Source organism: Amycolatopsis pretoriensis (genome assembly GCF_900107925.1).
Classification (GTDB): domain Bacteria; phylum Actinomycetota; class Actinomycetes; order Mycobacteriales; family Pseudonocardiaceae; genus Amycolatopsis; species Amycolatopsis pretoriensis.
Window position 1 is genome coordinate 1 of the sequence record NZ_FNUJ01000015.1, and the last position, 17,996, is coordinate 17,996.

The following is a 17,996-nucleotide window of genomic DNA, read 5'->3' on the forward strand; positions in this document are numbered from 1 at the left end:
GACCGGGTCGCGGCGACCACGATCAAAACCAAAGGCACGAACCGGGGAGCCACGGTGCATCTGTGGTACTCCGGCAAACACCGCAGCTTCGGCGGCAACGTGCAGTTCCTGGCCACCGCCGACGGGTTCCCGCTCTGGGTTTCTGAGGTGCTGCCCGGCTCCCGCAATGATCTCTCCGCCGCCCGCGACCTGGGCATCACCGGCGCGTTGACCGCCGCCGCAGCCGAGGGCCTGCCGACGCTGGCGGACAAGGCCTACCACGCAGCCGGGATCGGCATCCGGACCCCGGTCAAGAAAACCGCAGGTCAACCGCTTCTCGGCCCCCGTCAGCGGGTTTACAACCTGCTGCAATCCCGGGCACGGGCCCTCGGCGAACGCGCCATGGCCATCCTCAAAACCCGCTGGTCAGCCCTGCACCGCATCAGCCTCTGCCCGAAACGCATCGGCGCGATCGTCCAAGCAGCACTCGTTCTGACCCATCACGAACACCAGGGGCGCTACTGAGAAAACCTCAATGTGGCCTTCGGTGCGTGTGACGCACCCAATGTGGCCTTCGGTGCGTCAGACGCAACCAAGGCCACATTGGGGCGCTCGGGTCAAGGAATGAGCAGCAGCTTGCCCGTCGTCCGGCGCCCCTGCAGGTCCTCGTGCGCCTTGCGGGCGTCGGCCAGCGGGTACTTGCCGCCGATGCGGACGGTCAGGTCGCCCGCGAGGACCGCGTCGAACAGCTCCTTCGAGCGCCAGTCGATCTCCTCGTGCGTGCGCGTGTAGTGCACTGACGTCGGGCGGGTCAGGTACAGCGAACCGCCCGAGTTGAGGCGCTGCGGGTCGATCGGCGGCACCGGGCCGCTGGACGCGCCGAACAACGCCAGCAGGCCGCGGACCTTGAGGCTGGCCAGGCTGCCGTCGACGGTGTCCTTGCCGACGCCGTCGTACACCACGTCGACGCCCTCGCCGTTCGTCAGCTCGCGGGTCACCTTGGTGAAGTCGTCGCGGTCGTAGCGGATCACCTCGTCCGCGCCGGCTTCGCGGGCGAGCTTCTCCTTCTCTTCGGTCGACACCGTGCCGATCACGCGGGCGCCGCGGGCCTTGGCCAGCTGGACCAGCAGCAGGCCGACACCGCCCGCGGCCGCGTGCACCAGCACGTCGTGGCCCGGCTTGACCTCGAACGTCGACGCGACCAGGTAGTGCGCGGTCATGCCCTGCAGCATGGTCGCGGCGGCGGTCTCCAGCGAGACGCCCTCGGGGACCTTGACCGCCACCGACGCCGGGACCAGCTTGCGCGCCGCGTAACTGCCGAGCGACCCCTGCCAGGCGACGCGGTCACCGGGCGCGAAGCCGGTGCCCTCGCCCGCCTCGACGACCGTGCCCGCGCCCTCGAGGCCGAGGACGAACGGCAGGTCGATGGGGTAGATGCCCTGCCGCTGGTAGGTGTCGATGTAGTTGACGCCGGCCGCGGCGACGTCGACCAGCAGTTCGCCGGCCTGCGGGGCCGCGACGTCCACTTCGGCCGCTTCGAGCACTTCCGGGCCGCCGGTCTTCGTCACCTGCACTGCGGTGGGCATGCGTCCTCCTCGGGTCGGGTTCTCCCGGTAGCAACTATGGCCGACGCCACGCTGTTCCGCGTTCCGGCTCTCCCTTGGTTATGGTTCGGTACGTGTCTGATTCCGAAGAGACTGTCCCGCCGACCAGCGCGCAGCTGGGCGCGGCCCGCAAGTTCGTGAAGGCGCACGGCAAGCCGTCCCGCGCGGTGGTCGAGAACATCGGCCGCGCGGGCGCGCGCGTCGTGCTGGTCGGCGCCGACGGCGCGCTCGGCGACGTGGTGGTGCCTTCGGTGGCGACCGGCGAGGCGCTGATCGAGGCGGTCGAGGACCTCTCACCGGCTGAGTGGGACGCCGAGACGGTCAAGCAGACGAAGATCGGCCCGGAGCACCGTCGCAAGATGGCGGGCCGGTGAGCCCCAGCGCGATCCTGGTCGGCTGCGCGGAGCTCCCCACGGGCGACGGCGACGACGACGCCGTGGTGCCGGCGTTGACCTCGCTGGGCTTCTCGGTGTCGTGGGCGGCGTGGGACTCGGGCGCCGACTTCTCCTCGGCCGACGCCGTGATCCTGCGGGCGACCTGGGACTACGCCGAGCGCCGGGCGGAGTTCCTTTCGTGGTGCGAGTCGGTGCCTTCCCTGTTCAACTCCGCGCCCGTGCTCCGCTGGAACACGGACAAATCGTACCTGGTCGAGCTGCTCGACGCGGGTGTCGCGGTGGTGCCCACTTCGCTCGTCGAGCCGGGTGAGGCGGCCCGGTTCCCGTCGTCGGACTTCGTGGTGAAGCCCTCGGTGGGCGCGGGTTCCCGCGGCGCGGCCCGGTTCGCGGCGGGCGCCGACGCATCGGCGCACGTTTCGGCGTTGCACGCCGACGGTCACACCGCGCTGATCCAGCCCTACCAGTCCAGTGTGGACGAATCCGGCGAGCTGGCCCTGGTGTACCTGGGCGGGATCTACTCGCACGCGTTCTCGAAGGGCGCGATGCTGGGCTCCACAATGGACGCATCGGGCTTGTACCTGTCGGAGAAGCTGGGTCCGGCCACGCCGCCCGCGGACGCGGTGGCGCTGGCGGAGGACGTCCTGGACGCGGCATCGGCGTTGCTGGGCATCCTGCGCGCGGAGCTGCTGTACGCCCGGGTGGACCTGGTCCGCGGCGCGGACGGCAAGCCGTTGCTGCTGGAGCTGGAGCTGGCGGAGCCATCGCTGGGCTTCCGCCAGACGGACGCCTCGGCGGCGCTCCGCTTCGCGTCGGCGGTGCGGCAGCAGTTGGCGTAGTCACCGCACGGCCGCCAGCGCGAGGGCGACGATGGCCCCGATCGTGGTCACGGCGATCGAGCCGGTGAGCAGGTAGAGCCCGCCGACCCCGCTGAGGCCGACCTTGATCGAGTCCCGCGGGCCGCGGGACTGTTTGCTTGTCCTTTCGTCGTTCACTGTGCTACCCCTTTATCGGTGTACTAGTACTCCCAGGCAATGGTGGCCGGTGGTGCGCGTGGCCGGGAATGATCTTTTGTTTCCGGACCGGTTTTTTCGTTGCCGGGAATTGTCGATCTTCGTCGCGGGGTAGCGGAGGGCGTCATGACGATCGGGATGGGCGGCGAACCGGAAGACGACGCGGCTGCGCCCGCGGAGGTCGAAGCCGCGCTGCGCTGGCTGGCCAGACGCAAAGACGGCGAGCCACTGCACTTCTTCCTCGACGCGATCGAAAACCCGGCGGGCGAACCGGCGGCCGTGCTGCGCTGCCTGGTGTCGCCGACGGCCTCGTTGGCGCCCGAGTTGCGCGCATACGCGGTGTGGGGCCTGCTGGTCGACGAGATCGGCGTGGCCGCGAATTCCCGCCGTCGCCACACCTTGATGGCGGCGTTCCGGATCCCGCCGGCGCCGGGCGGTACCGCGTGGAAAGCGACGCTGGGCGACCGCTTCCGGCAGTTGATGCTGCTGCCGGGCGTCTTCGGCGATCCGCCGCCGACCACTCCCACGCCGATGCACCAAGCCTGGAAGTTGTCGCTCGCGCCGCTGGCGGCCTCGCTGGGGGAGAAGCTGGCGGCCGGTCCGGACTGGCCGGCGTACATCAGCATCGGCCGGGCGGCGGCGGAAGTCGCCACCTGGCGTGCCCGGGCGGCGTCGCAAGGGGCGCAACCGGTGTTCATCGAGCGCATGCTGATCACCGCGGTGATGCACCGCCGGACGATCCGGCGCCGCATCACCGAGCGCGACATCATCGCCTGCGAGGACGGCGTCGACGGCTACGACACGCACGCGGCGATCGGCTGGGAGCACGATCCGGAGGACCTGCCGGTGACGGCCCTGTGGGGGTGCCGGGTGGTCGCTTCGCCCTGGGTGAACCGGGGCGACCCGATCCAAGCGCGTCTGCGCTTTCGCCGGACGCTGCGCAAGGGCGAGCGCTACACGTTCGTTTCCGAGGCGCTCGACGGGCAGCTCGACGAGGAACGCCGGTGGCTCAACGTCGATATCGACCATCACGGCATCGAGCCCGGCGGGCTGACGATCCAGCTGAGCTTCGACGCGAAGCACCTGCCCGAGGCGTGCTGGTGGTACGCGGAACAGCTCGAATTCGAGCGGACCCGGAAACCGCCGGACGGTGATCCGCACCTGATTCCGGTCGGGGACGGTTTCGTCCGGCACACCTTTGCCGATGGCTGCCATCCGCGGGAAAGTTACGGTATTGCCTTCAGGTGGAAATCCTCGTGACCGACGTGAGTCGCATCGGTCACGAGAGATCATTCCCGTCTTGGTTTTCTAGTTACCGGTGTTGCCGCCACCGCCGCCGCCCGCGAGGACGGTCGTGGTGGTGTCAGCCGGCTCCTGGCCGCTCGACGTGGTGGCGAGCCCTCCGATCACGGCGATGGTCAGAGCGACGGCGGCGATGATCCGCCGGAGTTTGCTGTGCTGTTTCACGAGTCTCCTTCGGTGATGGGAAGTTGGCTCACCGTAGGAGTAACCGGGCGCCACGATCGAGCGAGTCATCTCTCTTTCGTGGCGTCACAGGCAGATTATGCTTGTTCGCTTACCCGCTTGGCGGCCATGCGATCAGCCCGCGGCCACCGAACGTCGGTCGCCCATCCGAGTTGCTCGAAGGTCCGGATCACCCGCGCCGACACGTCCACCTGGCCCCGCAGCACCCCGTGCCGCGCACACGTCGGATCGGCGTGGTGCGAGTTGTGCCACGACTCGCCCATCGACAACAACGCCAGCGGCCAGAAGTTCGCCGCCTTGTCGCGGGAAGCGAACGGCCTTTCCCCGATCAGGTGACAAATCGAATTCACCGACCAGGACACGTGGTGCAGGAATGCGATCCGCACCAGTCCCGCCCAGAAGAACGCCGTCACCACGCCCCACCACGACCACGACAGCAACCCGCCCAGTAGCGCCGGCAGGGCCAGGCTCAACGTGATCCACAGCCAGAAGTACCGGTTCACCACCCGCAGGTCGCGGTCGGCCACCAGATCGGGCGCGAAGCGGTCGGCGTTGGTCACCTCGCGGGAGAACATCCACCCCATGTGCGCGTGCCAGAACCCGCGCAGCAACGCCGACGGGGACGTCCCGAACAGCCACGGCGAGTGCGGGTCGCCCTCCCGGTCCGCGAACGCGTGGTGCCGGCGGTGGCTCGCCACCCAGAAGATCACCGAGCCCTGGACCGCCATGCTCCCCGCGATCGCCAACGCCACGCGCAACGGCCGGGACGCCTTGAACGCCCCGTGCGTGAAGTAGCGGTGGTAACCGACCGTCACGCCGAGCGTCGCGAACACGTAGAACGCCGCCGCCAGCGCCAGGTCGATCCAGGTCATTCCCCAGCCCCACACCAGCGGGACCGCGATCAGGAGCGCCGCGAACGGCACCAGCAGGAACGTCTTCAGCACCAGCATCTCGCCGGTGCCGCGGCGGTGGGAGATGAGCGGCTTGGGCGCGGAGCGCGTCGTCATGGGCGCACCGTAACCGCACCGAGTTACGGTGGTGTGTTCAGGCGGTGGCGAGTTCCTTAGGGGCCGCCGTCAGGGAAACCACCGGGCCGCGGTCGCGGCTGCCGACCCACAGCGATGCCGTCGCGATGATCACCGCCATCGCGCCCAGGACGTGGAACGACACCATCGCCTCCGGTACGCCCAGCGCGTACTGCAGCGAACCGAGCCCGCCCTGCGCCACCGCGACCACCCAGACCACGGTGTAGCGCTGCCAGAGGCCCTTCGGCGCGCCGATGCGCATCAGCTGGAGGCCGAACACCGCCAGCAGCAGCAAGTAGAGCACCAGGAGACCGCCGTGGACCTGGGCGAGGGACTCGACCGGGGCGTCGAGGCGGTGGGTGTTGATGTCGCCGCTGTGCGGGCCGGCGCCGGTCACCGTCGTGCCCGCCGCGAGCACCAGCCACATCACCGCGGCCAGCGCCACCAGGATGCCCCGGCCGGACGCGGGCACCAGCGAACGCGCGGGTTCGTCGCCCTCGCGGAACGCGCGCAGCAGCAGGACCGCGAGCCACACCAGGGGAGTGGTGGCGAGGAAGTGGATCGCGACGGTCCACCACTCGAGCTTCGCGAGCACGGTCATCCCGCCGACGACGGCCTGCAGCACGACGCCGCCGGGCATCGTCCAGGCCAGCTTCACCAGGCGCTTGCGGGACGGGTGGTCGATCTGCACGCGCCACGCCGTGATGACCGCGATGGCCGCGACGGCGATGACGACGCCGGTCAGCAGCCGGTTGCCGAACTCGATCCACTGGTTGAGCGCGTCGATGCCGGAGTCGTGCTTGGGCACCAGGCTGCCGGCGACGCACTGCGGCCAGGTCGGGCAGCCGAGCCCGGACCCGGTGACGCGCACGATCGAGCCGGTGACGCCGATCAGCGCCTGCGCGACGACGGCGGCGATCCCGACGGCCCGCTGCACGGCGGCGGACGGAAACGGCAGGCGGGCGACGAGGCTGGTGAACGGCACGTGCTCGATGGTAGAACCGCGCGGAAACCGGGCTTTCGGCAGGTCCCGGCGCCCAGAAGAGGGGCGTGGGGCGCAAGGGACCTAGGTCACGCGAAGGCCGGGACTCAGGTGAGTTTCGTGGTGCGCGAGGCCACCGCGCCCGCGACGACCGCCCACACCGCCAGGACCAGCATCGGCCCGGGCGCGAACGCCCCGTCCACCAACGCGGACCGCATCCCCTCCGCCAGCGCCCCCGACGGCAGCAGCTCCACCACACGAGCCAACCCGGACGGCAGCGACGACGGCGCCAGCAGGATCCCCCCGGCCAGCAGCAACACGAACCACACGATGTTGGCCAGCGCCAGCACGGCTTCCGCACGCAAAGCGCCGCCCAAAAGGACGCCGAGCGCACCGAAAGCAAGAGTTCCCAGCACCAGCAGCAGGACCGCCGAGAACAGGCCCGAAAGAGACGGCGACCAGCCCAGGAACGCCGCCACCACGCCGATGATCACCGACTGCAGGACGACCACCACCAGCGCGGCGATGAGCCGGCCGGCCACGAGCAGCCACCGGGGCAATGCCGTCGCCGACAGGCGCTTCAGCACTCCGTAGCGCCGGTCGAAGCCCAGCGCGATCGCCTGGCCCGTGAACGCCGACGACATCACCGCCAGCGCCAGGATCCTCGGCGTGATCCAGTCCACTCGCGAAACCGAACCCAGCGAAGACGCGGGCAGGATGTCCAGCAGCGACAACCCGATCAGCAACGCCAGCGGGATCAGCAGGGTGAGCAGCACCTGCTCGCCGTGGCGCAACGTCAAGCTCGCCTCGACCCGCGCGTGCGTCCGGAGCATCCGGCCGAGGGAGCCGCGCCCGGGGGCCGGGGTGAAAGTGCCAGGAGCAAAAGTCACGCCCGCAGCTCCCGTCCGGTCAGCTCGAGGAAGACTTCTTCGAGCGTGCGCTTGCCGACCTGCAGCTCTTCCGGCAGGACGCCCTGCTGCGCGCACCACGCCGTGACCGTCGACACGACCTGCGGGTCGACCGACCCCACCACGACGTACGTGCCCGGTGCCGACTCGCGCACCGCGTAGCCCTCCGGCAGCGCCGCCGTCAGCAACGCCGTGTCCAGCCGCGTGCGGGCCTTGAAGCGCAGGCCCGCGTTGCCGCTCTCGTCCACCGTCAGCGACTGCGGCGCACCCGAGACGACGACCTTGCCGTGGTCCGCGATCACCACCGTGTCGGCCAGCGCCTCGGCTTCCTCCATCAGGTGCGTCGTGAGCAGCACCGAAACGCCGTCGCGGCGCAACGCCGCGAGCAGGTCCCACACCAGCCGGCGGGCCTGCGGGTCCATGCCCGCCGTCGGCTCGTCGAGGAACACCAGTTCGGGGCGCCCGACCAGGGCGCACGCCAGCGAAAGCCGCTGCTGCTGACCGCCGGAGAGGCGCTTGAACGGCGTCCGCCGGACGCTCGAAAGACCGAGCACGTCCAGCAGCCACGCCGGGTCCAGCGGGGACGCCGCGCAGGAGGCGACCAGGTTGAGCATCTCGTCGGCGCGGACGCCGGGGTAGGCGCCGCCGCCCTGGGGCATGATCCCGACGCGGGGGCGCAGCGCCGCCGACTCGCGGACCGGGTCGAGGCCGAGCACGCGCACCGAACCGGCGTCAGGCTTGAGGAAGCCTTCGCAGATCTCGACGGTGGTGGTCTTGCCGGCCCCGTTCGGACCGAGCAGGGCGAGCAGGCTGCCGCGCTCCATCCGCAGGTCGAGACCGTCGACCGCGCGGGTGGAGCCGTAGCTTTTGACCAGCCCGGTGATCTCGACGGCGGGGGCACTCACATCGGGTCACGATACGGGCTCGGCCCGCGCGGGCAGCCGCGGGGACGGCCTGGAGAGCAAGACGGGAGCGAGGCGCCGCACGATGAGCATGCCGCCGCCGCACACGACGATCGCCGCGACGTAGGCGAACGGCAGCACGTACGGGCGGCCGTCGAAGGTGCTGCCGGTCGGGGGCAGCAGGAACGGCAGGGCGGCGGACAGCACCGCCGCGGCCACCCGGAAGCGGGACGTCCCGGCCGCCGCGGCCAGCGGGATCACCGCCCACAGGACGTACCAGGGCTGCAGGTTGATCTGCAGGATCATCACCGCGCCGAGGGAGACGCCGAGGCCGATGATCGGCCGGTAGCGCCACTTGAAGCTGTCCCAGAGGAACTTCGCGGTGATCGCGACGGCGACGAGGTAGCCGAGCGCGCCGAGGATCGGGACCAGGCCGTTGGTGTGGTTGCCGAGGCCGAGCGCGATGCCGAGGACGCCGGAGAGGTTGGCGAGCTCGGCGGTGGGGGAGATCCAGGAGCGGACCAGGCCGGGGGTGTTGAACGTCGCGCCGACCCAGCCGAAGCCGAGCCCGGTGCCGAAGCACACGGCGACGAGGACCACGCCGAACCACGCCGCCATCGGAGCGCCCGCGTAGAAGAGGTCCTTGAGGCGGCCGTGCCAGCGCCGCGCGACCATCACGGCGAAGAACGGCAGCGCGAACACCGCGGGCAGCTTCACCGCGACGCCGAGGGTGATGATCGCCACGCCCAGGCCGATGTACAGCAGTTCCCCGCGCGCGAGCGGTGGTGGTGTGTCGCCCTTCACCCGGATCGGCAGCTTGCGGATGCCGACCTCGAGGCCGGCGAGCATCAAGCCGACGGCGAGCGCGTCGTTGTGGGCGCCCGCGACGAAGTGGAAGATCAGCAGCGGGTTCAGCGCGCCGAGCCACAGCGCCGTCGCGGGCTGGACGCCGAAACGGCGGGCCAGCCGGGGCAGCGCCCAGACGATGAGGACGACGCCGGCGAGCGCGAGCAGCCGCTGCAGCAGCACGCCGACGGCGATGCTGTTGCCGGCCAGCGGCGCCAGCCAGCCGCCGAGGCGCAGCACCAGGGGCCCGTACGGCGCCGGCGTCTCGCGCCACATGTTCGACACGCCCGCGGTGAACGGGTCGGCGACGCCGAGGGCCTGCGCCGGGCCGAGCACGTACGGGTCCATCCCGCGGTGCACGATCTCGCTCTGCGCGAGGTAGCTGTAGACGTCGCGGGAGAACAGCGGCGGGATGACCAGCAGCGGCAGCACCCACAGCGCGATGGTCCGGGCGAGCTGGCCCTGGGAGGCGAGCCGGGTGCGGTCGGGGCGGGCGAACTTGCCGAGCATCAGCCAGCTCAGCACCAGGATGCCCATCCCGGAGATGGCGATGGCGAGCGACACCGTCGGGATCCGGGTGAACAGCCGCAGCACCGGGATCTCCTGCACCGGGTTGATGACCGGGGCGGCGCCGGCACCGAGGGACCCGAGGGCGAGGAAGAGCGACCCGACCGTGCCGAAGCGGCGGACGACGTTCAGCCCGCGGCGCTCGTCCGCCTCCAGGGGCAGCGGCTCCAGCGGGCGGACGGGCGAAAGCGTGACGGGGTGGGCACTCCCGGTGTCCAGCTCCGCCACTTGCCGTTCCTGCTGAGCAGGATGTTCGCCCACAGCCACGCGTGCAGGGTATCGGTCCGCCCCGGAGTGAGTCGGGTCACTGCCGGAGACCCCGCCTTTGCGGGTCATCCGGAAATAAGACACACTTGTGTTGTGAAAAAGACGGAGGCGGGTGACCAGGCGGGCGGCGACATGCCCCGCGCCGCACACCCGCACGTCCCGTCGCAGGTCAGCGCCGAGGGCAAGACCCGGCACGAGGTCGCCCGGCTGCTCCTGGAACAGGGTCCCATGACCGCCGTCGTGGTCGCCGAGCAGCTCGGGATCAGCCCGACGGCCGTCCGCCGGCACCTCGACGCGCTGCTCGCCGACGGCGAGGCCGAGACCCGGGACGCGCCGCGCCGCGGACCCCGGGGCCGGGGGCGTCCGGCCAAGCTCTTCCTGCTCACCGAGCCCGGCCGCGCGCGGTTCGGGCACGCCTACGACGACCTGGCCGTGTCGGCCATCCGCTTCCTCGCCGAGCACGCCGGTGAAGACGCCGTCCGCACCTTCGCCGAGCGCCGCATCGAGAAGCTGGTCGGGCCGCACCGCTCGGCGATCACTGGGTCGAGTGATCCCGCGGCACGCGCCGAGGCCCTGGCGACCGCGTTGACCAGGGAGGGCTACGCTGCGTCGACCCGTCAGGTCGGTGCCCCGGCACCCGGTCAGAACGTGGGCGCACAGCTTTGCCAGCACCACTGCCCGGTCGCCCACGTGGCCGCGGAGTTCCCGCAGCTCTGCGAGGCCGAGACCGAGGCGTTCGCGCAGCTGCTGGGCACCCACGTCCAGCGGCTGGCGACCATCGCGCGCGGTGACTCCGCGTGCACCACCCACGTTCCCGTTCCGGCGGGTAACAACCCGGCCCATCCCGAGCCGGGAAGCACGGTGCCCCCTGGGCGCACAGCACGGATCCCGAATGGAGGGAAACCCGCATGACTGCCGCTGCCGAGCAGCGCACTCCCACCACCGCGCCACTGAGCCAGGAAGAGACCATCGAGTCCCTTGGCAAGTACGCGTTCGGCTGGGCCGACTCCGACGAGGCGGGCGCCAGCGCCCGTCGCGGGCTGAACGAAGATGTCGTCACCGACATCTCCGGGAAGAAGTCCGAGCCGGAGTGGATGCGCGAAGCGCGACTGAAGGCGCTCAAGCTCTTCGAGAAGAAGCCCATGCCCAACTGGGGGGCCGACCTCTCCGGGATCGACTTCGAGAACATCAAGTACTTCGTGCGGTCCACGGAGAAGCAGGCCACCTCCTGGGAGGACCTGCCCGAGGACATCAAGAACACGTACGACAAGCTCGGCATCCCCGAGGCGGAGAAGCAGCGCCTCGTCGCCGGTGTCGCCGCGCAGTACGAGTCCGAGGTCGTCTACCACCAGATCCGCGAGGACCTGGAGGAGCAGGGCGTCCTGTTCCTGGACACCGACTCCGCGCTCAAGGAGCACCCGGAGCTGTTCCAGGAGTACTTCGGCTCGGTCATCCCGGCCGGCGACAACAAGTTCTCCGCGCTGAACACGGCGGTGTGGTCCGGCGGCTCGTTCATCTACGTGCCGAAGGGCGTGCACGTCGAGATCCCGCTGCAGGCCTACTTCCGGATCAACACGGAGAACATGGGCCAGTTCGAGCGCACCCTGATCATCGTCGACGAAGGTGCGTACGTGCACTACGTCGAGGGCTGCACGGCGCCGATCTACCAGTCCGACTCGCTGCACTCGGCGGTCGTGGAGATCATCGTCAAGAAGGGCGCCCGCTGCCGCTACACGACCATCCAGAACTGGTCGAACAACGTCTACAACCTGGTCACCAAGCGCGCCAAGTGCGAAGAGGGCGCGACCATGGAATGGATCGACGGCAACATCGGTTCCAAGGTGACGATGAAGTACCCGTCGGTGTTCCTCATGGGCGAGCACGCCAAGGGCGAGGTCCTGTCGGTCGCGTTCGCGGGCGAGGGCCAGCACCAGGACGCGGGCGCCAAGATGGAACACCTCGCGCCGCACACCTCCTCGACCATCGTGTCGAAGTCGGTGGCGCGCGGCGGCGGCCGCACCTCGTACCGCGGCCTGGTCCGCGTCGCGAAGCGCGCGCACCACTCGCGCTCCAGCGTCGTCTGCGACGCGCTGCTCGTCGACACCATCTCGCGCTCGGACACGTACCCGTACGTGGACATCCGCAACGACGAGGTGTCGATGGGCCACGAGGCCACGGTGTCCAAGGTCAGCGAAGACCAGCTGTTCTACCTGATGTCGCGCGGTCTCGACGAGGCCGAGGCGATGGCGATGATCGTGCGCGGCTTCGTGGAGCCGATCGCCCGTGAGCTGCCGATGGAGTACGCGCTCGAGCTGAACCGCCTGATCGAGCTCCAGATGGAAGGGTCCGTCGGCTAGTCATGTCGGTTACCGAGAACAACGTTTCCGAAGCTCTTCGCGAGGGGGCGGTCATCCCGGCCGCCTCCCGCGCGGAGCGCTTCACCTCCTACGACGTCGAGGCCTTCGAGGTCCCCGGCGGTCGTGAGGAGAACTGGCGCTTCACGCCGATGAAGCGCCTTCGCGGCCTGCACGACGGCAGCGCGACCGCCACCGGCGAGATCACGCTCGACGCCGAGGCCGCGCCCGAGCTGAAGATCGAGTCGGTCGGCCGGGACGACGAGCGGCTGGGTGCCGCCGGCGTGCCGAGCGACCGGATCGCCGCGCAGGCGTACTCGGCGTTCACCAAGGCCACCGTCGTGACGGTGCCCAAGGAGACGAAGGCGTCGAAGCCGTCCGTGCTGCGGATCCACGGCCCGGGCGAGGGCCAGGTCGCCTACGGGCACCTGCAGGTCCGCGCCGAGGCGTTCGCCGAAGCCGTGATCGTGCTCGACCACGTCGGCTCCGGCACCTACGCCGGCAACGTCGAGTTCGTCATCGGCGACGGCGCCAAGGTCACCGTGGTCAGCGTCCAGGACTGGGCCGACGACGCCGTGCACGTCTCCGAGCAGCACCTGAAGCTGGGCCGCGACGCCGCGCTGCGGCACACCGTGATCACCCTGGGCGGCGACCTGGTCCGCGTCTCGCCGACGGCGACCTTCGCCGACAAGGGCGGCGACGTCGAGATGCTCGGCGTCTACTTCGCGGACCAGGGCCAGCACCAGGAGCACCGCCTCTTCGTCGACCACGCGGTCCCGAACTGCAAGTCGCGCGTGATGTACAAGGGCGCGCTGCAGGGCGACGACGCCCACGCGGTCTGGATCGGCGACGTCCTGATCCGCGCCGCGGCCGAGGCCACCGACACCTACGAGCTCAACCGCAACCTGGTGCTGACGCCGGGTGCGCGCGCGGACTCGGTGCCGAACCTCGAGATCGAGACCGGCGAGATCGAAGGCGCCGGCCACGCGAGCGCGACGGGAAGGTTCGACGACGAGCAGTTGTTCTACCTCCAGTCGCGCGGGATCGCCGAAGAAGCCGCGCGGCGCCTGGTCGTGCGCGGGTTCTTCCACGAGATCCTGGTGAAGATCGACGTCCCCGAGGTGCGCGAGCGCCTCGAAGCCGCGATCGAGGCCGAACTCGAAGCCGTTGGCGCCTGACGCCGTCCACCACAGACTTTAGGAAACGAAGAATGGCTACCCTGGAAATCAAGGACCTCCACGCCTCGGTCACGACCGACGAAGGCGCCAAGGAGATCCTCAAGGGCGTCAACCTGACCATCAAGTCGGGCGAGACGCACGCGATCATGGGCCCGAACGGCTCGGGCAAGTCCACGCTGTCCTACGCGATCGCCGGGCACCCGAAGTACCAGGTGACCTCCGGAGAGGTGCTCCTCGACGGCGAGAACGTCCTCGAGATGAGCGTCGACGAGCGCGCCCGCGCGGGCCTGTTCCTCGCGATGCAGTACCCGGTCGAGGTCCCCGGCGTCTCCATGTCCAACTTCCTCCGCACCGCGGCCACCGCGGTCCGTGGCGAGGCCCCCAAGCTGCGCCACTGGGTCAAGGAGGTCAAGGAGGAGATGGGCAAGCTCGAGATCTCGCAGGAGTTCGCCGAGCGCTCGGTCAACGAGGGCTTCTCCGGCGGCGAGAAGAAGCGCCACGAGATCCTGCAGCTGGCGCTGCTCAAGCCGAAGTTCGCCATCCTCGACGAGACCGACTCCGGTCTGGACGTCGACGCCCTGCGCGTCGTGTCCGAGGGCGTCAACGCGTACAAGGCTTCGAGCGAGGTCGGCGTCATGCTGATCACGCACTACACCCGGATCCTGCGGCACATCACGCCGGACTTCGTGCACGTCTTCGCCGGCGGCAAGATCGTCGAGTCGGGCGGCAAGGAGCTGGCCGACGAGCTGGAAGAGAACGGGTACGTCAAGTACGTCGGCAAGCCCGAGCCGGCCGCGCTCTGACTTCCGCCAGTACACACCGAGAATGAGAGGAGTCGGCCCGATGACCACCACCTCGGCCAGCTCTTTGCCACTGGACGTGGCGGCCCTGAGGGCCGACTTCCCCATCCTGTCGCGCACCGTCCGCGACGGGAAACCCTTGGTGTACCTGGACTCCGGAGCGACGTCGCAACGGCCGCAACAGGTGTTCGACGCCGAACGCGACTACGTGTTCACCTCGAACGCCGCCGTGCACCGCGGCGCGCACCAGTTGTCGGAAGAGGCCACCGACGCTTACGAGTCGGCTCGGGCGAAGATCGCCGAGTTCGTCGGTGCCGACCCCGAAGAGCTGGTGTTCACCAAGAACGCGACCGAGGGCATCAACCTCGTCGCGTACTCGTTCAGCAACGCCGCCACCGCGGGCCCGGAAGCCGCGCGCTTCGTCGTGGGTCCGGGTGACGAGATCGTCATCACCGAGATGGAGCACCACGCGAACCTCGTGCCGTGGCAGCAGCTCTGCCAGCGCACCGGGGCGACGCTGAAGTGGTTCAAGGTGACTCCCGAGGGCCGCCTGGACCTGTCCGATGTGGACGAGCTGATCACCTCGAAGACCAAGGTCGTCGCGTTCGCGCACCAGTCGAACGTGCTCGGTACGGTCAACCCCGTCTCGCTGCTCGTCGAGAAGGCCCAGGCCGTCGGTGCGCTGACCGTGCTCGACGCCTGCCAGTCGGTGCCGCACTTCCCGGTGGACTTCCACGCCCTCGGTGTCGACTTCGCGGTGTTCTCCGGGCACAAGATGCTCGGCCCGTCCGGCATCGGTGTCCTCTACGGCCGCACCGAGCTGCTCGAAGCGATGCCGCCGTTCCTCACCGGCGGGTCGATGATCGAGATGGTCCGCATGGAGGGCTCGACCTTCGCGCCGCCGCCGCAGCGGTTCGAGGCCGGCGTCCCGATGACGTCGCAGGCCATCGGCCTCGGCGCGGCCGTCGACTACCTCTCGGCCATCGGCATGGACCGGATCGCGGCGCACGAGAAGGAACTCGCCGCCGCCGCGCTGGAAGGCATCGGCGCGATCCCGGGTGTCCGGATCATCGGTCCGACGGACCTGGCGGACCGCGGCGCGACCGTGTCGTTCGTGATCGACGGCGTGCACCCGCACGACGCCGGCCAGGTGCTCGACAGTCTCGGCATCGCCGTGCGCGTCGGCCACCACTGCGCGTGGCCGCTGCACCGGGCCTGCGACGCCCAGGCGACCGTGCGCGCGTCGTTCTACCTCTACAACACGCTGTCCGAAGTGGACGCCCTGGTGGCCGGGGTGCGCGAGGCGCAGAAGTTCTTCGGGGTGGCCCAGTGAACCTGGAGAGCATGTACCAGGAGATCATCCTGGACCACTACAAGAACCCGCACGGGCGCGGCCTGCGCGACCCGTTCGACGCCGAGTCGTTCCAGGTCAACCCGACCTGCGGCGACGAGGTGACGCTGCGGGTCAAGGTCGACGACGGCAAGGTCGCCGACGTCTCCTACGACGGCCAGGGCTGCTCGATCAGCCAGGCCTCGACGTCGGTCTTGACGGACCTCGTCGTCGGCCACACGATCGAGGAGGCGTTCACCACCATGGACGCCTTCGTGGAACTGATGCAGGGCAAGGGAAAGGTCGAGCCGGACGAGGACGTGCTGGAGGACGGGGTCGCCTTCGCGGGCGTCGCCAAGTACCCCGCCCGCGTGAAGTGCGCCCTCCTCGGCTGGATGGCTTTCAAGGACGCCGTCGCCCGGACGACCACTGGAGCTGAAAAGGCATGACCGAAGACACCGCGACCGACGCTCGCGAGGGCCGGACCGCCGCCGACCTCGACGCCGAGACCACCGCGAAGCAGGACCTCGACCTCGCCAAGATCGAAGACGTCGAGGAAGCCATGCGCGACGTCGTCGACCCCGAGCTCGGCATCAACGTCGTCGACCTCGGCCTCGTCTACGACATCCGCGTCGAGCCGGACAACACGGCGACCCTCGACATGACGCTGACGTCCGCGGCCTGCCCGCTGACCGACGTCATCGAGGACCAGACGAACGCCGCGCTGACGTCGGGCGGCCTGGTCAAGGACTTCCGGATCAACTGGGTCTGGATGCCGCCGTGGGGCCCGGAGAAGATCACCGAGGACGGCCGCGAGCAGCTGCGCGCCCTCGGCTTCACCGTCTGACCTTCCGCACGTCGAGCGGGCCACCTTCCGAGGTGGCCCGCTTTGTGTATCTGGGCTCAGAAGAACTGAGCCCAGATACCTGCCTCCGGATGCCATGCGGAGAATGACTCATCCAAGACGTTGGCGCGACAGCTGAGAATCAGATCCAGGTCCGGTTCGCCGGTACCGTCGTCGTTCGCGAACGTCATCGAGAACGAAGGACGCTGAACTCCGGCGGCAAGGTTGAGGATTGGCCCCGGGAAATCGAATGTTCCAGCTGGGCTGACATAGAACTCAAAGTAGTGTCGTCTCGTCCAGTACTCCTCGGAAACGTCCAGGGTTACCGTCCGTGCGCCGGATCGGGAAGGCGACTTGTTGTAGGTTTGCATTGCTTTGGGTGGGCGGCTGATGTGTAGTGAAATAAGTTTGAATGCCGAGATGGAGACGACGTTGCCGAAGTGGACGTCCTTGGTGATATGGTGCCCTTCTGGAATGGAGTTAATGTGCATCATTCCGGACTTGTGGTGAGATGCTTTCCAGTTCTGCAGAGGGAGCGATTCGAGATTTTCGGGTACGGTGATCTCGAATTTCGAGAAGTCAGTTGAACGGATCCAGTCTGTAGCGTGACCTGGAGAGCCGGGTCCCCAATAGAGATCAGAGTTTCGGACTGAGAACCAGGCGATCAAGCAAAGTTCACCCGTTCGAGTGTTGCGAAACAGAACCCTGATCTTACGCTCTTTGTTCACCCTCTCATTGTCGCTCTCTTCGCAAGTCGTTATGTGGTAAGGGTCGTCCAGTGACTTTCTGTGCGGCGTGCCAGGCCAGCGCGTACGCCACGAGTGCGGCCAGGAACCCGCTGCCGGCCCCGGTGACCGCCAGATAGGTCGCGTTGCCGACGACGCCCGCGCGGGTCATCGGGTCGTGGTGGGCCAGGAACGGCAGCACCTGCACCAGGACGCCGATCAGTGCGCCGGCCGCCAGGAACACCGCGACGGCCTTGCGGTGGCGGGCACCGGGCGGGACCTCCCGAACCGGCGCCGTGCGGTACCAGCGCACGAGCCACCACGTGAGGACCGCGGCGCCGGCGATCGTGCTGACCAGCTGGATCAGCCGGCCGACGTCGACCCCGGTGACCAGCGGAACCCGCAGGAACGGGAAGCCGCCGCTCTCGTGGGTGAACGCGTCCCAGCCGACGTGCGTGGCGGCACCGAGCACCAGGGACACGGCGATCCACTCCGGCCGCCGCCAGTTGAAGCCGCGGGGGAGCCGCGCGGCCAGCCGCGTCGGCGCCAGCGCCAGCAGCGGCCGCTTCAGCAGGACGTGGAACACCGCCAGCAGGACGAGCGCGAGCAGCGGGTCGAGCCACAGGACCGACGCGAATTCGTGCGTCTTCGTCAGGCCGATCCCCGGCAGCCGCGGCACGAACCAGAAGACGTCCGGCGCCACCGACCCGGCGACGAGTGCGGACGGCACCAGCGGGCGTCTCGCCAGCGGGAGCACGGCGGCCGGATGACTCAGCGTGAACGGCACGGAGCTAG

At 69.4% G+C, this 17,996-nt stretch carries 21 protein-coding genes; 11 read left to right on the forward strand and 10 right to left on the reverse strand.

Annotated elements, in window-relative coordinates:
• Positions 1–504: transposase family protein (locus tag BLV96_RS44590; protein WP_143051132.1), on the forward strand; the 504-nt coding region annotated here is incomplete at its 5' end.
• A 92-nt stretch (positions 505–596) separates the two neighbouring features.
• Here the strand turns inward: BLV96_RS44590 and BLV96_RS44595 are convergent.
• A complete protein-coding gene (locus BLV96_RS44595; protein WP_086678010.1) occupies positions 597–1,565 on the reverse strand; it encodes a quinone oxidoreductase family protein in 969 nt (322 codons plus the stop codon).
• A gap of 92 nt (positions 1,566–1,657) precedes the next feature.
• On the opposite strand from BLV96_RS44595, the gene BLV96_RS44600 reads away from it, so the two are divergent.
• Positions 1,658–1,957, forward strand: a complete 300-nt coding sequence (locus BLV96_RS44600; RefSeq protein WP_244180951.1) for a hypothetical protein — start codon at positions 1,658–1,660, stop codon at positions 1,955–1,957.
• Positions 1,954–2,814, forward strand: a complete 861-nt coding sequence (locus BLV96_RS44605; RefSeq protein ID WP_086678008.1) for an ATP-grasp domain-containing protein — start codon at positions 1,954–1,956, stop codon at positions 2,812–2,814. The genes BLV96_RS44600 and BLV96_RS44605 overlap by 4 nt, the downstream gene beginning before the upstream one ends.
• On the opposite strand, the gene BLV96_RS50155 is transcribed toward BLV96_RS44605, so the two are convergent.
• Entirely contained in the window at positions 2,815–2,970 is a 156-nt protein-coding gene (locus tag BLV96_RS50155) for a hypothetical protein (protein WP_158104165.1), read from the reverse strand.
• Between the two features lie 144 nt (positions 2,971–3,114).
• Here BLV96_RS50155 and BLV96_RS44610 point away from each other — a divergent pair, with 144 nt between their 5' ends.
• Positions 3,115–4,248 (forward strand): hypothetical protein, encoded by a 1,134-nt coding sequence (locus BLV96_RS44610; protein ID WP_208608503.1) that lies wholly within the window; start codon positions 3,115–3,117, stop codon positions 4,246–4,248.
• Positions 4,249–4,296: 48 nt separating this feature from the next.
• Here BLV96_RS44610 and BLV96_RS50160 read toward each other — a convergent pair whose 3' ends face one another.
• From BLV96_RS50160 to mptB, 6 genes are all read right to left on the reverse strand, one after another.
• Positions 4,297–4,455 carry a hypothetical protein gene (locus tag BLV96_RS50160; RefSeq protein ID WP_158104164.1) on the reverse strand — a complete coding sequence of 53 codons (159 nt, stop codon included), beginning with the start codon at positions 4,453–4,455 and terminating at the stop codon, positions 4,297–4,299.
• A gap of 95 nt (positions 4,456–4,550) precedes the next feature.
• Positions 4,551–5,480 (reverse strand): acyl-CoA desaturase, encoded by a 930-nt coding sequence (locus BLV96_RS44615; protein ID WP_086678007.1) that lies wholly within the window; start codon positions 5,478–5,480, stop codon positions 4,551–4,553.
• A gap of 37 nt (positions 5,481–5,517) precedes the next feature.
• Positions 5,518–6,483: a COX15/CtaA family protein gene (locus BLV96_RS44620; protein ID WP_086678006.1), complete on the reverse strand. Its 966-nt coding sequence runs from the start codon at positions 6,481–6,483 to the stop codon at positions 5,518–5,520.
• A 104-nt stretch (positions 6,484–6,587) separates the two neighbouring features.
• Complete coding sequence (locus BLV96_RS44625; RefSeq protein WP_086678005.1) at positions 6,588–7,313, reverse strand: ABC transporter permease; 726 nt, start codon at positions 7,311–7,313, stop codon at positions 6,588–6,590.
• A gap of 53 nt (positions 7,314–7,366) precedes the next feature.
• A complete protein-coding gene (locus BLV96_RS44630; protein ID WP_086678004.1) occupies positions 7,367–8,293 on the reverse strand; it encodes an ABC transporter ATP-binding protein in 927 nt (308 codons plus the stop codon).
• A gap of 6 nt (positions 8,294–8,299) precedes the next feature.
• Complete coding sequence (gene mptB / locus BLV96_RS44635; RefSeq protein ID WP_086678003.1) at positions 8,300–9,931, reverse strand: polyprenol phosphomannose-dependent alpha 1,6 mannosyltransferase MptB; 1,632 nt, start codon at positions 9,929–9,931, stop codon at positions 8,300–8,302.
• Positions 9,932–10,102: 171 nt separating this feature from the next.
• Here mptB and BLV96_RS44640 point away from each other — a divergent pair, with 171 nt between their 5' ends.
• Genes BLV96_RS44640 through BLV96_RS44670 form a run of 7 tightly spaced genes read left to right on the forward strand, consistent with a single transcriptional unit; the run spans position 10,103 to position 16,479 of the window.
• Positions 10,103–10,882: a helix-turn-helix transcriptional regulator gene (locus BLV96_RS44640; protein WP_208608509.1), complete on the forward strand. Its 780-nt coding sequence runs from the start codon at positions 10,103–10,105 to the stop codon at positions 10,880–10,882.
• Positions 10,879–12,327, forward strand: a complete 1,449-nt coding sequence (gene sufB / locus BLV96_RS44645) for a Fe-S cluster assembly protein SufB (protein WP_086678002.1) — start codon at positions 10,879–10,881, stop codon at positions 12,325–12,327. Before BLV96_RS44640 ends, sufB begins: the two co-directional genes overlap by 4 nt.
• A 2-nt stretch (positions 12,328–12,329) precedes the next feature.
• Positions 12,330–13,502: a Fe-S cluster assembly protein SufD gene (gene sufD, locus BLV96_RS44650; RefSeq protein ID WP_086678001.1), complete on the forward strand. Its 1,173-nt coding sequence runs from the start codon at positions 12,330–12,332 to the stop codon at positions 13,500–13,502.
• A 32-nt stretch (positions 13,503–13,534) separates the two neighbouring features.
• Positions 13,535–14,305 carry a Fe-S cluster assembly ATPase SufC gene (sufC, locus tag BLV96_RS44655; protein WP_086678000.1) on the forward strand — a complete coding sequence of 257 codons (771 nt, stop codon included), beginning with the start codon at positions 13,535–13,537 and terminating at the stop codon, positions 14,303–14,305.
• A 40-nt stretch (positions 14,306–14,345) separates the two neighbouring features.
• Complete coding sequence (locus BLV96_RS44660; protein WP_086677999.1) at positions 14,346–15,635, forward strand: cysteine desulfurase; 1,290 nt, start codon at positions 14,346–14,348, stop codon at positions 15,633–15,635.
• Positions 15,632–16,081 (forward strand): Fe-S cluster assembly sulfur transfer protein SufU, encoded by a 450-nt coding sequence (gene sufU / locus BLV96_RS44665; RefSeq protein ID WP_086677998.1) that lies wholly within the window; start codon positions 15,632–15,634, stop codon positions 16,079–16,081. The genes BLV96_RS44660 and sufU overlap by 4 nt, the downstream gene beginning before the upstream one ends.
• Complete coding sequence (locus tag BLV96_RS44670; protein ID WP_086677997.1) at positions 16,078–16,479, forward strand: metal-sulfur cluster assembly factor; 402 nt, start codon at positions 16,078–16,080, stop codon at positions 16,477–16,479. The genes sufU and BLV96_RS44670 overlap by 4 nt, the downstream gene beginning before the upstream one ends.
• 56 nt (positions 16,480–16,535) lie before the next feature.
• On the opposite strand, the gene BLV96_RS49485 is transcribed toward BLV96_RS44670, so the two are convergent.
• Both BLV96_RS49485 and BLV96_RS44675 read right to left on the reverse strand, forming a co-directional pair.
• Positions 16,536–17,204 carry a hypothetical protein gene (locus tag BLV96_RS49485; protein ID WP_143051133.1) on the reverse strand — a complete coding sequence of 223 codons (669 nt, stop codon included), beginning with the start codon at positions 17,202–17,204 and terminating at the stop codon, positions 16,536–16,538.
• A gap of 4 nt (positions 17,205–17,208) precedes the next feature.
• Positions 17,209–17,988 carry a DUF4184 family protein gene (locus BLV96_RS44675; protein ID WP_167379933.1) on the reverse strand — a complete coding sequence of 260 codons (780 nt, stop codon included), beginning with the start codon at positions 17,986–17,988 and terminating at the stop codon, positions 17,209–17,211.
• Between the last annotated feature and the right edge of the window lie 8 nt (positions 17,989–17,996).

What these genes read in the sequence shown, in the direction of transcription:
- BLV96_RS44595 (WP_086678010.1), bottom strand. Translation starts at nt 1,565, where the DNA reads ATGCCCACCGCAGTGCAGGTGACGAAGACCGGCGGCCCGGAAGTGCTC.
- BLV96_RS44610 (WP_208608503.1), top strand. Translation starts at nt 3,115, where the DNA reads ATGACGATCGGGATGGGCGGCGAACCGGAAGACGACGCGGCTGCGCCC.
- BLV96_RS44615 (WP_086678007.1), bottom strand. Translation starts at nt 5,480, where the DNA reads ATGACGACGCGCTCCGCGCCCAAGCCGCTCATCTCCCACCGCCGCGGC.
- BLV96_RS44625 (WP_086678005.1), bottom strand. Translation starts at nt 7,313, where the DNA reads ATGCTCCGGACGCACGCGCGGGTCGAGGCGAGCTTGACGTTGCGCCAC.
- BLV96_RS44640 (WP_208608509.1), top strand. Translation starts at nt 10,103, where the DNA reads ATGCCCCGCGCCGCACACCCGCACGTCCCGTCGCAGGTCAGCGCCGAG.
- sufB (WP_086678002.1), top strand. Translation starts at nt 10,879, where the DNA reads ATGACTGCCGCTGCCGAGCAGCGCACTCCCACCACCGCGCCACTGAGC.
- sufD (WP_086678001.1), top strand. Translation starts at nt 12,330, where the DNA reads ATGTCGGTTACCGAGAACAACGTTTCCGAAGCTCTTCGCGAGGGGGCG.
- sufC (WP_086678000.1), top strand. Translation starts at nt 13,535, where the DNA reads ATGGCTACCCTGGAAATCAAGGACCTCCACGCCTCGGTCACGACCGAC.
- BLV96_RS44660 (WP_086677999.1), top strand. Translation starts at nt 14,346, where the DNA reads ATGACCACCACCTCGGCCAGCTCTTTGCCACTGGACGTGGCGGCCCTG.
- BLV96_RS44670 (WP_086677997.1), top strand. Translation starts at nt 16,078, where the DNA reads ATGACCGAAGACACCGCGACCGACGCTCGCGAGGGCCGGACCGCCGCC.